The 14295-nt window shown below is 72.7% G+C and carries 14 protein-coding genes and 1 pseudogene; 7 read left to right on the top strand and 8 right to left on the bottom strand.

From position 1 onward, the window contains the following. Positions 1-6: 6 nt before the first annotated feature. Positions 7-3810, bottom strand: a complete 3804-nt coding sequence (locus tag ACQ95T_RS05865) for a WD40 repeat domain-containing protein (RefSeq protein WP_431473638.1) — start codon at positions 3808-3810, stop codon at positions 7-9. A gap of 86 nt (positions 3811-3896) precedes the next feature. Next, positions 3897-4850 (bottom strand): annotated as a pseudogene (locus ACQ95T_RS05860) (BTAD domain-containing putative transcriptional regulator); the annotation flags it as partial. 497 nt (positions 4851-5347) lie between these two features. Between ACQ95T_RS05860 and ACQ95T_RS05855 the strand changes: the two are divergent. The 5 genes from ACQ95T_RS05855 to ACQ95T_RS05835 all read left to right on the top strand — a co-directional run bounded on the left by ACQ95T_RS05855 (position 5348) and on the right by ACQ95T_RS05835 (position 8027). Continuing rightward, the gene (locus ACQ95T_RS05855) at positions 5348-5542 is read left to right on the top strand and encodes a hypothetical protein (RefSeq protein ID WP_425940172.1); all 195 of its coding nucleotides are present in this window, start codon (positions 5348-5350) and stop codon (positions 5540-5542) included. Between the two features lie 186 nt (positions 5543-5728). Next, complete coding sequence (locus tag ACQ95T_RS05850) at positions 5729-6190, top strand: GyrI-like domain-containing protein (protein ID WP_425940170.1); 462 nt, start codon at positions 5729-5731, stop codon at positions 6188-6190. 182 nt (positions 6191-6372) lie between these two features. Beyond that, positions 6373-7029: a choice-of-anchor B family protein gene (locus ACQ95T_RS05845; RefSeq protein WP_431473637.1), complete on the top strand. Its 657-nt coding sequence runs from the start codon at positions 6373-6375 to the stop codon at positions 7027-7029. A 340-nt stretch (positions 7030-7369) separates the two neighbouring features. Next, the gene (locus ACQ95T_RS05840) at positions 7370-7684 is read left to right on the top strand and encodes a hypothetical protein (protein ID WP_431473636.1); all 315 of its coding nucleotides are present in this window, start codon (positions 7370-7372) and stop codon (positions 7682-7684) included. Positions 7685-7796: 112 nt separating this feature from the next. After that, positions 7797-8027 (top strand): hypothetical protein, encoded by a 231-nt coding sequence (locus ACQ95T_RS05835; protein ID WP_425940168.1) that lies wholly within the window; start codon positions 7797-7799, stop codon positions 8025-8027. Positions 8028-8139: 112 nt separating this feature from the next. Here the strand turns inward: ACQ95T_RS05835 and ACQ95T_RS05830 are convergent, their stop codons facing one another. The 4 genes from ACQ95T_RS05830 to ACQ95T_RS05815 all read right to left on the bottom strand — a co-directional run bounded on the left by ACQ95T_RS05830 (position 8140) and on the right by ACQ95T_RS05815 (position 11908). Beyond that, positions 8140-9039: a phosphotransferase gene (locus tag ACQ95T_RS05830; RefSeq protein WP_431473635.1), complete on the bottom strand. Its 900-nt coding sequence runs from the start codon at positions 9037-9039 to the stop codon at positions 8140-8142. 130 nt (positions 9040-9169) lie between these two features. Next, the gene (locus ACQ95T_RS05825) at positions 9170-10183 is read right to left on the bottom strand and encodes an NAD-dependent epimerase/dehydratase family protein (RefSeq protein WP_425940165.1); all 1014 of its coding nucleotides are present in this window, start codon (positions 10181-10183) and stop codon (positions 9170-9172) included. 52 nt (positions 10184-10235) lie between these two features. Further along, positions 10236-11261, bottom strand: a complete 1026-nt coding sequence (locus ACQ95T_RS05820; protein WP_431473634.1) for a hypothetical protein — start codon at positions 11259-11261, stop codon at positions 10236-10238. 14 nt (positions 11262-11275) lie between these two features. Continuing rightward, positions 11276-11908, bottom strand: coding sequence for a nuclease-related domain-containing protein (locus ACQ95T_RS05815; RefSeq protein WP_431473633.1), 633 nt, complete (start codon positions 11906-11908; stop codon positions 11276-11278). A 139-nt stretch (positions 11909-12047) separates the two neighbouring features. Here ACQ95T_RS05815 and ACQ95T_RS05810 point away from each other — a divergent pair, with 139 nt between their 5' ends. Continuing rightward, complete coding sequence (locus ACQ95T_RS05810; protein WP_425940162.1) at positions 12048-12509, top strand: hemerythrin domain-containing protein; 462 nt, start codon at positions 12048-12050, stop codon at positions 12507-12509. A 15-nt stretch (positions 12510-12524) separates the two neighbouring features. Here ACQ95T_RS05810 and ACQ95T_RS05805 read toward each other — a convergent pair whose 3' ends face one another. Beyond that, entirely contained in the window at positions 12525-13319 is a 795-nt protein-coding gene (locus tag ACQ95T_RS05805; RefSeq protein ID WP_431473632.1) for a DUF427 domain-containing protein, read from the bottom strand. Between the two features lie 67 nt (positions 13320-13386). On the opposite strand from ACQ95T_RS05805, the gene ACQ95T_RS05800 reads away from it, so the two are divergent. Then, the gene (locus tag ACQ95T_RS05800) at positions 13387-13566 is read left to right on the top strand and encodes a hypothetical protein (protein ID WP_425940158.1); all 180 of its coding nucleotides are present in this window, start codon (positions 13387-13389) and stop codon (positions 13564-13566) included. Between the two features lie 72 nt (positions 13567-13638). Here ACQ95T_RS05800 and ACQ95T_RS05795 read toward each other — a convergent pair whose 3' ends face one another. Then, positions 13639-14265, bottom strand: a complete 627-nt coding sequence (locus ACQ95T_RS05795) for a DedA family protein (protein WP_425940157.1) — start codon at positions 14263-14265, stop codon at positions 13639-13641. Between the last annotated feature and the right edge of the window lie 30 nt (positions 14266-14295).

Here is a 14295-nt window from a genome sequence, read left to right as displayed (position 1 = left end):
GCCAGGTCACCCCTCCACCCGCTCCAGCGGGCGCGTCGTCCACGTGAGCCGCTCCCACCAGGGGCCGACGAAACCGTCGGCCTGCAGGTGGAGCCGGTCCTCCTCGAGCCGGAACGGAGCCTCGAGGAGGGTGTATGCCGCGCAGCGGGCGCCGCGCTCGGCACCCAGCCGCAGGACGGCGTCGTCGACCTCCACGCTGCCGACGCAGTCCGGCTCCACCTGTCCGTCCCGTCGGAGCTCGTAGCGCGGCCCCTCCAGGGTCAGGGTGTAGTCCCCGGCCAGCTGCTCCGCCCGCGCCAGCACCTCCTCCGCCGCCACCTCGTCCTGGTCTACGGCGAGCGTCGACCCCACGCCGTCCACGAACGCGCCCTGCAGCTCCTCCGTCGTCCAGGACAGGGCGTAGGTCCCCGTCAGCCCGGCCGGGTCCGTGCCCCCCGGTCGCAGGCCGCGCATCTCGGCCAGCACCGGGCAGTCCCGGTCGAAGCCGTAGGTCTCGCACTCCGTCTGGGTGTAGCCACGGGTCAGGGAGGAGCGCACGAGCTGGAGCAGCTCCTCGGGGTCGACGGTGACCACGACGGCGTCGCCGGTGGCGAAGGCCACGGCGACGTCGTGCTCCCCCACCCAGGCCGTCGCCTGCGGCTGTGACTCCTCGAACGCCACCTCGTGCACCAGGACACCGGTCCCGAGGTCCCACACCCGCACCGTGCCGTCCCAGCTGGCCGTCGCCAGCCGGGTCCCGCCGGGGTCGATCGAGCCGGCCCGCACCGACCCGTCGTGCACGTCACGGACGGTGCGGGTGACCTCGAGCGTCACGGGATCCATCCACTCCAGGGTTGCGCCGAGATCCTGCGCCCGGTAGCGGCCCATGGCGATGAGGTCTCCTTGGGCGGCGAAGCCGAGGACCCCGGCACGGTCCGTCGTCAGGCGACCGGAGGCCTGCACCGCCCAGGTCGTGGTGTCGAGGCGCAGAACCTGGCCGTCCTCGAGGGAGACCAGCAGTCCTGTCCCGTCGGGGGTGAAGATGAGGTCGCGGGCCACGTCGTCGAAGTCGTGCTCCTCCAGCACCGGCCCGGCGTGGACCAGATCGCCGGTGGTGGCGTCCCACACCGCCACCCCCGAGGCGGGAGCGAACGCCTCCGACTGGACGGTCGCCGCCAGGAGCTTTCCGTCGGGAGACCACGCGACCTCCCAGGCCCACAGGTCGAACGGCGTCTCGGGGAACTCTGCGCAGGCGGAGTAGTCCGTGTTGACAAGGTAGCTGCACGTCCCCTCGAGCACGACCAGGACGTCCCCCGCCCGGCTGTCCCGCAGGACCGCCCTGTCGACGGTCGCGGGGGGCTCACCGGGTCGCGCCACGCCCGTCCCGTCCTGACGGAACCAACGGGTCCCGTCGGGAGAGATCGAGGTGACCTGTCCCTGATGACCGGACAGGGAGAAGATCTGCTCCCCCGTGCTCGGGCGGTAGGCCAGGGTCGTGGAGTTCTTGGCATCGTCACAGGCCAACCCCAGAGTCACCAGGTCCTTCTCGACCGAGGCGTTGAGGGAGTCGGAGAAGACGAAGGCGGGACAGGTGGGCATCTCGGCGAGCTCGCCCCGCAGGGTGGTGTCCACCACCTGCACCCCTCCGTCGTCGCGCACGACCGCGAGCAGCCCGTTCCCCGATGCCGTCGCCGACTTGTTCCCCGCACCCGGGTACACCTCGACCTCCCTGCCGGTGCGTGCCTCCCACTGGTGCAGCGACCCGTCGTTCCCGCTGCTCACGATCGTCTCCGTGCCGGGCACCAACGAGGCGTGGTTGACGACGGCGTCATGCCCGTTGTAGGTCGCGACGAGCTCGCCGCTCCCGACGTCCCAGACCTCCATCGGTTCGATCGACACCACGACGAACGACGCGTCCTCGGCGAAGGCCCACAGCTCGGGGGTGCGCGTCTCCGCGCGCATGAGCTCCTCGCCCGTCTCCACGTCCATGACCACGACCGCGGACGGCTCCGGCTCGGCATAGGCGACCGTGCGACCGTCGGCGCTCAGCGTCGCGACCACGCCCCAGACGGCCGGGCCCGCTGGCAGGGTGGTCCGCTTCCCGGTCTCCCGGTCGACGAGAATGACGTCCGCACCCCCGGTCTCGTCCTCGTAGAACTCGGCACACCCGTTGTCGGCGCCGTCCGTGCGCGCCCGGGCCAGCAGGGTGGCCTCGGTCACCTGCATGACGACTCCACCGCAGGGTCCGAGATCGACCCGCTCGACGACCTCACCGGTCGCGGCGTCCCAGAGGTAGCCCCCGAGGAGGTCCTCCGGCGCCCCCTGGCCCTCCTCCCTGACCCACCCTGGACGACCCCCCTGGTGCGGCTCCCAGACGATCCCTCCGGCGAGCAGCTGCCCGTCGGGCGAGAAGTTGGGCACCATGACGTATGCCGCGTCGTGACCGGGGTCGCTCGGGAGCTCGTACGACCAGACGTCGTCCCCGGTGAGAGGGTCGACCACCTGCAGGCTCCGGGCTCCCTGGTCGAACCACACCCCGGACATCGCCAGCAGGGTCCCGTCGGGGTGCAGGGACAGTCCGCCGTCCACCTCGACGGGGTGCGTGTGCCGGGCGACGGTGTCGTCGGCCGCCCAGACCTGGTGCAGCACCCTGCTGGTCTCCACGGTCATCGGTGCGGTCATGGCGGCGGAGACCGCCAGGAGCTTGGCCAGTCCGGGAGACTGGCCGATCGCACCGACCGCCGACGCGGACAGCTCGTGGGCACGGGCCTGCCCCGCCTGGGCCCGGGCCTCGGCGGCCTGGGCGTCCGCCCGGTCCGCCTGTCGGAAGGCCACCGCCCCCACGAGGACGGCCACGAGCGCCAGCGAGGCCACCCCCGCCACGAGCGCCCGCAACCGCCGGTTGACCCGAACCTGGCGGGCCGCCTCCTGCTGCTCCCTGTCCTGCTCCGAGCGGTATGCCGTCTCGCTGGCCTCCAGGAAGTCCCGCTCGGCGTCGTTCAGGTCGTCCCCGGAGCGCTCGCGCCACTCCCGCGCCCGGGCCAGCCGCACGCCGCGGTACAGCTCGGAGGGTGGTCGGCCCATGGCGTCCCACGCCTCCGCCGACGTCGTGAGGTGACGCCAGATCCGTTGACCCTCCACGTCGTCGACGAGCCACTCGCGCAGCCGCGGCCAGGCCCGGGCCAGGGACTCGTGGGCGATCTCGACCACGCCGTCGTCACTGGTGACCAGGCGGGCACGGACGAGCGTCTCGATCATCCGCTCGTGCGCCTCGTCGGTCGCCACCGACCTGCGCGGCACCCTGGACCGGACCGGTTCGCCCTCGGGGGTGGGCGTGACCAGCCGGAGCAGCAGGTCCCGCAGCACGCGGTGCTCCCCTGCGGGCACCTGCGCGTAGACCGCGTCGGCGGTCTGGGCCACCGCCCCCCGGATGCCCCCGGTCGCCTGATAGCCCTCCACCGTCAGCGTCGACCCCTCCCGCCGGGCCCACGTCTGCTCCAGCGCGTGCGAGAGGAGCGGCAGCGACCCCGCCTCACCCTCCACCTCGCGCACGAGCAGGTCCACGAGCCCGGGCTCGAACAGCAGGCCCGCCTGGCGGGCGGGCGACTCGATCGCCTCGCGGAGCCCGGTCGAGTCCATGCCCGCCAGCAGGTAGAAGCCACGCTCGAGGAGCCGGACGAACTCCGGGTAGGGGGTGAACTCTCCCAGCTTGTCGGCTCGGAGGGCCAGTACCACCGGCGAGCGGTCGGCACGCTCGGCGACAGCCTGCAGGAACTCCGCCCGCTCGACCTCGTCGTCGCACAGCGTGACGACCTCCTCGCACTGGTCCACGGTCCGACCAGGACCGGCTCCCCCGTGCTGCCCGCCGCGGCAGCGAGAGCATCGAGCGGATGCGTTCCGGGGGTGATGATGACGACGTCCCGTCCCAACCGGCACAGCGCGGCGGCGACTCCAGCCCGCACCAGGGACGACTTGCCCGACCCGCTCGGCCCGACGACGGCCAGGACGCCTGAGGCCTCCACCCGGTCCAGCCCCTCCTGGATCTGACGACCGCGACCGAAGAAGTGCTCGGCGTCCTCCACGTCGTAGGGCACCAGACCCTGGTAGGGACAGACCGAGGTCCCGACGGGGGTCGTCGAGGCGCGGAGGGACTCGTCCTGGCGGAGGATCGCCTGCTCCATCGACACCAGCTCCGGCCCGGGGTCTACCCCCAGCTCCTCCGAGAGGACCCGCCGGGCCCGGCGCAGCGCCTCGAGAGCGTCACCCTGACGACCGGCCTGGTACAGGGCCAGCGCCCACGACGCCCACCGGTGCTCCCGCAACGGGGCCTCCGAGACCCGTGACCTCACCTCGGCGAGGACCTCCTCGACCCGCCCGGACTGCAGGGCCGCGTCCAGGCGCAGCTCCTCGGCGGACAACCGGATCTCCCGGAGCCGATCCGCCTCGATCCGGGCCGGTTCCCAGGCCTCCAGCTCGGGCCACGGGTCCCCCGCCCACAGCTGCAGCGCCTCGTCGACGGTGTATGCCGCCCGGTCGGGCTCGCCGAGCGCCAGGAACTCCCGTGCCCGTCCCACGAGTCGCTCGAAGCGGACCGCGTCGACCTCCTCGGCCGGCGACCGCAGACGGTAGCCGCGCCCCTGGGTCTCGATCGCCTCCGGTCCCAGCGCACGGCGCAGGCGGACGATGCACCCCTGCACGACCTTGGCCCAGGACGACGGCGGCCTCTCGGACCAGAGGGCGTCGGCCAGGGCGTCTGCGCTGACCACCTCGCCCCGCCGGACCACGAGCGCCCCCAGGACCACCCGGTCGCGAGGACCCAACGATCGGGACCCGTCCCCGAGACCCACTCCCCCGAGCACCCGAATGTCCATGAGTGATCGTCCTCCCGCCGTTGACGCAGCGTCAACGGGGTTGTTACCGGGCTGATACCGGGGCGGAGCCGGCCCGATACCACCGGTCTCCACGGTGGGTCCATCGGGACCGCACAGGCCCCGCCCCGACGGAAGGACCGGACCGATGAACACCGACAGAAGCCCCGTACCCCTCCTCGCAACAGCCCTGCTGGCGGGCACCTTGGCGCTCGGAGCATGCGGGGAGACCCCGGTGGAGACTCCGGCCCAGCAGCCGGCCACCGTCGAGCGGCCGCCAGCCACCGAGCGCGTCGCCACTCCGAGCCCCGGCCTCGTTCAGGAGGTTCCTCCAGCCGACCTCAGCAGGTCCTGGCCCGCTGACGGTCACCAGGAACAGGTCGGAACCGCCCCCGGACGGCTCCTGACCGAGCCGACCGACCGCCTCGCCCGCCACGTCCTGTGACACCTCGACACCGCATACCCGCTCCCACCACCCTCACACCCGTCAAGGAGACATCATGAACCAGTACATCGACCTCATGGCCGCCCACAGCATGGCGAAGGAGCGGGAGCGCCTGACCGAGGCGGACCTGCGCCACCGCGAGGCCTCCCGCCGCCGCACCCCGGCCGCCACGATGCCGGAGCTCGCGCCCCGCTCGTGGTGGCACGACCTGCTCGTCCGGGTGCACCTGGCGCACGCGCCCACACTCTGACCTTCCAGCAGCCCTCCGGCCGGGACGGCGTCCTGTCGTCCCGGCCGGAGGCCTGGCCGGCGTCCTGTCGTCGCGGCCGGAGGCCTGCCGGGGCGCCGTGGCCCCGCCATGAACGGCCACCCCTACGGGGGATTGTGCAGCCACCCAGACAGGCGGAGAGTGGAGGAGTCGCCCCAGGAGGTCATCATGTCCACGGTTCCTGAACTCGCCACCCTGCAGCCGACCACCGTCGCCGTGGTCCGGGACACGGTGCGGATGCGCGAGCTGCCCGACTTCTTCGGCAGGGTGTTCCACGCCGTCATGACGGTCGCCATGGACGAGGACGTGGAGATCACCGGCCCGCCGTTCGCCCAGTACTTCGGCGTCCCCGACGAGGCGGTCGAGGTCGCCGCGGGCTTCCCGACGGCCCGCCCTGTCACCCCCAGCCACGGGGTCACGGCCTCCGAGCTCCCCGGCGGCCGCGTGGCCCAGCTGCTCCACGAGGGGTCCTACGACGGCCTTCCCGACGCCTACCGGCGGCTCATGTCGTGGATGGACGACCAGGGCCTGCGACCGGGGGAGGTCATGTGGGAGAGCTACCTGACCGAGCCGCCTGCCGACGCCGGGGAGACCGCCCGCACCCTCATCTCCTGGCGGGTAGCGGACTGAGCGAAGGCCCTTTCGCTCCCGCGAGTTCCCCGGCCTCTGACGGCTGGGCGTGATGGCCTGGTTCACGATGTGCGACAGGTCACATCCTGGGGCACCCTGGAGTGGCCGGCTCAAGGCCGAGCCGGCGTCACCACTTGGGCGTCGTCGACGCGGTCAGCCCGGGCGGCGTCCCGGTGGAGGCCATGTCGGACCTCCGCTGCGAGGACGGCATGGCCGGCATCTTCCCCTGCCACAAGGTCGACCTGGCCTCCTTTACCCCGCTGCCCGACATGGAGTCGTCGTTCGTCAACGACCTGTGGGGCTGGGAGGACGAGGAGACCGGGATGCAGCTCGCGATCGTCGGCACGTTCGAGGGCACCGCGTTCATCGACGTCACCGACGGCAGCAACCCCGTCTACCTCGGCACGCTGGAGTCCGAGGTCCCTGGCGACTCCGGCAACATCTGGGGCGACGTGCGTGTCTACGAGGACACCGCCTACATCGGCAGCGAGGCGATCGACCTCGCGACCTACGACCCAGGTGCCGGGACGATCGAGGGTTTCGGGATCCAGGTCGTGGACCTCACCCAGTTCCGCGGCAAGACGGCGCCGACCGAAGTCGAGCTGACTGCGCACATCGACGACGTCACCAATTCGCACAACATCTCGCTCAACGAGGAGAGCGGTCGGATGTATGTCGTCGGCTCCGTCTACGACGTCGAGGTCTGCGGCACGCCGAACCCCGGTTTCCCGGTGCTCAACGGCAACGGTGGGGCCATCGTCTACGACGTCGCGACCGATCCGCACAACCCGCAGTTCGTCGGGTGCCTCACGGAGGACGGTTACTCCCACGACATCTAGTGCGTGGACTACGCCGGCCCGGACGCCGACTACACCGGGCGGGAGATCTGCATCGGCTCCAACGAGGACACGGTGACGATCTACGACGCGACCGACCCGGAGAACCCGGTGGTGCTCGACCGCTTCCGCTACGTCGACGAGTCGCTGGAGGTCGGTGACATCTACACCCACCAGGGCTGGCTGAGCGCCGACCACAGCTACTTCTTCCTCGGCGACGAGCTCGACGAGCTGAGCGGAGTGGCGAGCGAGCGCACGACCTACATCTGGGACATGCGCGACCTGGACCGACGCCAAGGTCATCGGCACGCACACCGGCGGCAACACCTCGATCGACCACAACATGTTCGTCGACGACTTCCTGCTCTACCAGGCCAACTACACCTCGGGCCTGTGGATCTACGACACCTGGAAGCAGGAGCAGGGCCGGGTGACGATGCGCGGCTTCTTCGACGTCTTCCCCGCCGACGACCGGACCGAGTTCTTCGGGTCGTGGGGCGCCTACCCCTACTTCGGTGACGGCAAGGTCGTGGTGACGAGCAGCGACGAGGGGGTCTTCGTGCTGCAGTCCCGCGCCAAGAGCTCCGACAACAGCGACAGGTCCGCCGGGAAGGGCGGCGGGCAGGGCCGCGGCAAGGGCGGCGGCTCCGCGAGGTAGTCCGTCACGCCTCCCAGGGGTGGGGGTCCGGGTCAGCCGGGTCCCCACCCCGCGACGTGTGGGTCGACGTCCCGGGTGGCTGATCCCGGGGCGAGCCGCCATGCTGTCCGTCATGGCCAAGCACACGCTCACGATCACCGTGGACGCCGAGATCACGGACGAGGAGGCTCTCGTCCAGTCGGTCCGGTCCGACACCCCCGAGGACTCGCTCTCCCCCGACGACATCCGGGAGGAGGACCGCGCCTCCGCCGCTCTCGTCGCCGGCATCTCCAAGGCACTCAGGGACCTGTCCGTGCCCGGGGTCGACATCGACGAGCCGAAGGTCGCCGCCCGGGACGCCTGACCCCGGGGAACCCGACGCCCACCCCGTGCGCACCTGTGCGCACCTGTGCGTACGGTCGGGCGCGGCACGGCGGGGACGGTCGTGATCTTCGACGGCGAGGTCGTGGCCCACCTCAGCTGACGCTGAACGGCATACCCCCGGGTTCGACGGGCGACGTCCGCCCGACCGCGTCGAGGACGGCGTCGAGGAGCTCCGGCGTCGGCAGGGTGCGCAGGCCCTCGTCGACCTCCTCCTCGGCCCACGCGCGCTCGCGCGGCGTCGCCGTCGGGTCGAGGGCGACCCTCGCCTGGGCGTGGAGGAAGTTGAACCGGGTGGAGAGCAGCATGCTGAAGTCGGCGCGCGTCCGCAGGCGCCCCGGACCGCCCGCCTCCACGTAGGCGGCGTAGGCCCGACGCATCGCGTCCAGGTCCGGGGTGCCGTCGTGGAAGCACAGCACCAGGGCGCCGGCCAGCTCCCGGGTCGGGTCGGCCGGTCCGACGTCGTCCCAGTCCACGACGACGAGCTCACCCGAGCCGTCGGTGAGCACGTTCTCCGGGTGCAGGTCGCGGTGGCACAGCCGGAGCCGGTCGGGGTCGGCGGGCCCGAGAGCGGCGGAGAGCGCCGAGATGCTGGCCGTCGCCGCGGCCAGCCGTGAGCTCCAGGACGTCCCCGCCCCGACCGCCTCGGCCGCCAGGCGGTCCCACCCGGCAGCCCCGGGCGGCGCCTCGTACCAGCCCTGCGGCGGTGCCCCGTCGGGCTCGTGCCGGACCGCGGGTGCGACGGTATGCAGTCGCGCGAGCAGGACGCGAGAGCGCGTCCGCGTCGACGGTCGGCTCGCACCGCCGCACGTCCATCCAGTCGTACAGACGCAGCCAGCCCCCCTCCGGCAGTGCCACCACGAGCTGCCCGTCGCGACCGGGACGACTCGCCGGCAACCGGACACCGGCTCCGGCCGCCGCCCGGGCGAGGACCAGCTCGGCCTCGACCGTCGCGCGGGCAGGAGGAGGACCGGTGAGCACGTGCTTAAGCGCATAAACCCTGTCGCCCACCTCCAGCCGCCACACCTGGCCCACCGCGCCCCGCGGCCCAGGGGTGACCCGCAGGCCCCCCTCGCCGAGGTCGAACCCCGCCCGCGCCCGGGCGAGGACCCTGGTCTCCACCGGTCAGGACAGCGCCGGAGCCCGTGCCGGGTCCAACCGCCCGGACCCGACCAGCCACCGGGTGGTGTCCCGCAGGGACTCCTCGAGCGACAGGGGGACGATGCCGAGCTCTGTCCTGGCCGGCCCGTCGTCGAGCCGGGTGTCCCGGCCGAAGATCTCCACCCCCTCGGACTCGGCCGGATAACGCAGGCGGGCCGGGAGGCGGGCCATCAGGTGGTCCGTCGCCCTCAGCTGCGGCGCCAGCACCCGGGCCGGCAGGTCCACGTGCGGCAACCGGCGCCCGGACACCCGGGACAGGGTGGAGTAGAGCTCCCGTCCGGTGACGTGGTGCCCGGGCACGACGAACCGGCGCGGTCCCCGACGGGGCTCGAGCACGGCGAGGATGACGGCGGCGACGTCCCGCACGTCGACGTAGTGCAGACCGCCGCTCGGCCAGATCGGGAACAGCCCCCGCAGGATCCAGCGGATCATCTCTCCCTGGTCGCCGCGGTAGGGGTCGTGCGGACCGAGCACGCCCCCGGGGTAGACGCACACGACGGGCCGGCCCTCGGCCTGCAGCTCACGGGCCACGACCTCGGACTCGACCTTGGACCGACCGTAGGTGGTCGTCATGTCCCCCAGGGGCAGTTCCGGTCCGGAACCACCACGACGCACGAGCGCGACGGTCGAGGACACGTGGACGACGGGGTCCAGGCCGGCAGCGGCGGCCAGCCCGAGCACGATGCGGGTCGCGCGCACGTTCGTCCGGGCCACCTCCTGGCGCCGCCGCGGGTCCGAGGTGTAGACGGCCGCCGCGTGGACGACGGCGTCCGTCCCGTCGAGGGCCGCGGCCACCGAGGCGTCGTCCAGCACGTCGCCGACGACGAGGTCGCTCACCTCCACCCCCAGCGGGCCGAGCGTGACCGGGACCTGCTCGGGTCGTCTCACCAGCAGCCGGACGTCGTGGCCGGCCCCGACCAGGGCGGCCACCGTGTGTCCTCCGACGAAACCGGTCCCACCGGTCACCAGTACGCGCATGGCTCAGTGTGCTCCTGCGCGGCCCCGATGGACAGGGGGGCCCGGCCGCCGGTCAGCGCAGCCCCAACCTCCGGACGACCTCGTCCCCGCCCATCCGGCGGACCGCGCCGGCGTCACCGACGACGACCAGCTTGTCGGTCGCCCGGGACAGCCCGACGTAGAGCCGCTCCTTGGACCGGTCGCGGGTGCCGTCCTCGTTGAAGCACAGCACGACCGCGCGCCGCTCCAGCCCCTTGCAGCCCAGCACGTGCCCGTAGAAGACGTCGTCGCCGTCCCAGAAGGTGCGCCAGTAGCCCTCCTGGCCGAGCTGCTCCTGCCGCGACTGCTGCTCGGGGTGCCGGGTCCCGGTCGTGATCAGCGCGACGTGGGAGGTCGGCCAGCCCTCGTCGAGCAGCCGCTCGACCTCGTCGTCGGCCACCCCCAGCGCCTCGTCCGCCGAGGCCTGGACGAAGGTGACCTCCGGCCCGTCGCCGCCCATCGGTCGCATCCGCATCGGGGCCAGCGCGCTGAAGCTCTCGGCGATCTGCCGGGTGTTGCGCAGGTTGTGGTCGAGCACCAGCGGCACCAGCGCCACCGGCGGGCGGCCGAACCGGGGGAAGAGCCGCTGGTTCTCGTCGGAGTAGACGTAGAGCCCGCCCTCCTCCGGGTCGCGCAGCGCGGTGAGCAGCGGCGTCCACCAGCCCTCGGCGAAGTCCTGGGCCTCGTCGACGATGATCGCGTCGAACTTCCTGCCCTCCGGCAGGTCGGCGGCCAGCCCGGCCATGCGCGCGGGCAGCTCCTTCTCCCAGAAGTCGCTGTCGTCCCGGCCGGCGGTGATGTCCGCGCCCCACGCCCGCCCGAGCTCCTCGAACCGGCCGATGAACGCCGGCGTGTGCTTGCGCGGGACCCCCTCGAAGGAGCGCTTGAACCACTCGCCGAGCCCGATCGAGTAGCACAGCAGCGCCACCCGCTGCGCCCTCTGCCCTGCGAACCCCCTCGTCAGCTGCTTCGCCTGGGCCATCGCCAGCACGGTCTTTCCGCTGCCCGCCCCGCCGCGCACCTCCACCCGCCGCAGCAGCCGGGTGACGCCCAGGATCATAGCCTGCTCCTGGGTCAGGCGTTCGGCGCGCGCCTCGCGGTCGTCGGACTCGGCCACGACGTCGTCGCGCTCATGAGATTGCGCCCGGTGAGGATCTCGGCGATCAGCTCCACGTCCCCGTGGTCGGGCCGGCGGTAGTTCGTCTCGTGCGTCTCCGCCAGCGTCCGCAGCCGCGTCGCCAGCCGCCCGAGGTCGTCGCGCCCGTGCACCATCTCCCGCGGGCACGCCGGCTGGGAGAAGCCCTCCGGGACCGCGCTGTACGGCGTCACCACCGTGTGCAGCCACCGCACGCGGGAGCGGGAGGAGTCGCGCCACCGCGGGTCGTCCTGGACGTACTGCCGCAGCGCGTGCTTGACCCGCTGGGCCTGCCCGACCGGGTCGATCGGCCGGGACGAGCCGCCGCCGCTCTGGTGCCAGCGGCCCTCGTGGTCGACCGAGACGCTGCCGCCCTTGACCTCCACGACCACGACCCCGGCGTCGGGGAGCAGCACGACGAGGTCGGCCTCGTGGTCCTGCTCGTGGTCGGTGAGATGGACGTTGGAAAGGAGGATGCAGTCCTCGTCCAGCTGGGACACGAGCAGGTCCCACACCTCACGCTCGGTGGGGTGGGCGAAGGCCGGCTCCGCCGGGATCAGCCGCGCGCCCACGTCATACCTCCCTCGTTCCTGCCCCGTCGCCCATGGAGCGGAGCATAGGGGCGGGCTCCGACAGGCACGAGCGGGCCCGCCCCGGCCCGGTCCACGTCCTCACCGTGGACGGGCGCGCCCGGGTGCGGGACCATGGCACATGGCGTCCCACGGACAGGACCTCGAGCTCTACCTGCAGGAGGTGCGCGCCCGGCGCGCCGAGATGCGGGAGTCGATCGGCGCGGTGCTCGACGCCCTCGCCGTCCCCCTCGGGCGGACCGACGTCTGGCCGGAGCGGGTGCGGGCGGCGCTGACCGAGCTGGCCCACGACTTCGAGGACCACATCGGGCTGACCGAGCGTCCGGACGGCATGTTCAGCGACGTCCTCGAGGGGCATCCGCGGCTGGCCCGGTCGGTGGAGGCCCTCCTGGCCGAGCACGCCTCCCTGCGCGAGGACCTCGACGGATGCCTCTCGATGCTGGACGGCGACGACGTGCCGACCGACCTGCCCGCCGTCCGCGAGGCGGTCACCTCCCTGGTCGGGCGGCTCGTGCGGCACCGGCAGCGGGGCAGCGACCTGGTCTACGAGGCCTATGCCGTCGACATCGGCGGGCAGGGCTGAGCGGTCCGGGGCGGTCTACTCCCCCGGCATCCCGCCCTCGACCCGCTTCCCGTCGACGACGACCTCGCAGCGCTCGGACCAGAAGCACACCAGGTCGCGCACCGGTTCGGCGTCGTGGAGCGGGTCGGGGTAGGTCCACGCGACGTCCTGGCCGCCCTCGACGTCGACGCTCAGGTAGCTCGCGCGCCCCTTGTAGGCGCACACCGTGTGCGTCGTCGACTCCGACATCAGGTCCGTCCGGACGTCCTCGCGCGGGAGGTACCAGCGGGGCGGCAGGTGCGTCTCGAAGAGGGCGACCGGCCGGCGGCGCGAGTCCGCCAGCACCGTCCCGCCGAGGCGCACGACGACGTGCCGGCTGCTGCGGAGGCAGTCGATGCGCTGGCCCGGGTCGTGGGGGTGGCCCATGACCGGCTCCTCCTCCTCGGTCCAGTCGAACGCCGCGAAGTCGAGGACGACCCGCTCGCCCAGCACCGGGTCGTCCGGCCGGAAGGCGACCTCGCGCGCCTCGGGGTCGTCCTCCAGGGCCAGCGGCGTCCCCGGGGTGGTGTGCCATCCGAAGTGGCCCGGGGCCAGCACCGGAGGGAGCGGGTCGGGCCGGTCGGCGGCCGCGGTCGGGACGAGGTCCACGAGCAGGTCGGCCTCGGGCACCGCATACTCCGGCACGATGCGCCTGGGCTCCCACACGAGCAGAGCTCCGGTGGTGTCCGCGACGGGGCGGCCGTCCCTGCTCGCGCGGATGCGCTTCTCGACCGCCCCGTAGCGCAGCTCGGGCAGGAGGTCGAAGGTCGTCCGGAGCATGTCGATGGCCATGACCTCCATGGTCCTCCGAGCGGCGTGAAGCCGCCAGGGTCTTGCGCACGCTGGAAGACTGGACGGCATGGACCCCGACGCGGGCAGGGACGGAGCCGGCGGCCACCGGCAGCGTCTCGCCACGGGCATCGCGATCGCGCTGGCGATCGGCCTGGCCCTGTCGTTCGCGCTCGGCAGCTGGACCATGCTCATGGCCGGGGTCGGGCTGGGCGTCGTCCTGTGGGCCGGCTCGGGGGGCGAGGGTTGAGCGACGGGGCCGCCCGATGCCCCTGCGGGCCGGCTGCTCGGACGACTGCTCAGACCGACAGGACCGGTCCGACTACCTGGCCTCGGCCGCGACCCTTCGCTGCGCCCGGTTGCCCCACCACTTGGCAGCCTGCTCCGCCACCCACCCCAGCACGAGCGCCAGGACCAGGGCGATGACGATGGCCAGCAGGGGTTGCTCCTTCACCCAGTTCCCGGCCAGCGCTCCGACGCCGACGTTGTAGGCGGCCCAGCTGAACACCGCGATGCTGTCGAAGAACATGAACCGGAGGCGGGGGAACTCCATGGCGCCCGCGGTCAGGTTCACGATCTGCCGGCCGCCGGGGATGTAGCGGCAGGCGATGATGATCATCCCGCCGCGGCGCAGCAGCAGTCCGGTCACCCAGGTGACGAAGGACCGCACCTTGGGTCGCCGGCTCTCCCGGAGCCGGCCCAGACGGGTGTACCGGCCCAGGCTGTAGGTGAGGTTGTCCCCCAGGAAGCCACCGACCGCCGCCACGGCGATCAGGGCGAGGATGTTGGGCTCGCCCTCCGCGACGGCCACCGCTCCGAGGGCCACCATCACGGTCTCGGCAGGCGCGGGTGGGAGGATCCCGTCGACGATGCAGACCAGGAGCACGATCGGCAGCAGCCAGGCCGAGTCGGCGTGCGACTCGATGAAGGCGTTGAGCGCCTCGATCATGCGTCCTCCCAGGGGTGCCGGCCAAGTATG

This window comes from Ornithinimicrobium carbonis, assembly GCF_050703245.1.
Taxonomy (GTDB): Bacteria; Actinomycetota; Actinomycetes; order Actinomycetales; family Dermatophilaceae; genus Ornithinicoccus.
This window is presented reverse-complemented; position numbering and strand designations above follow the sequence as displayed.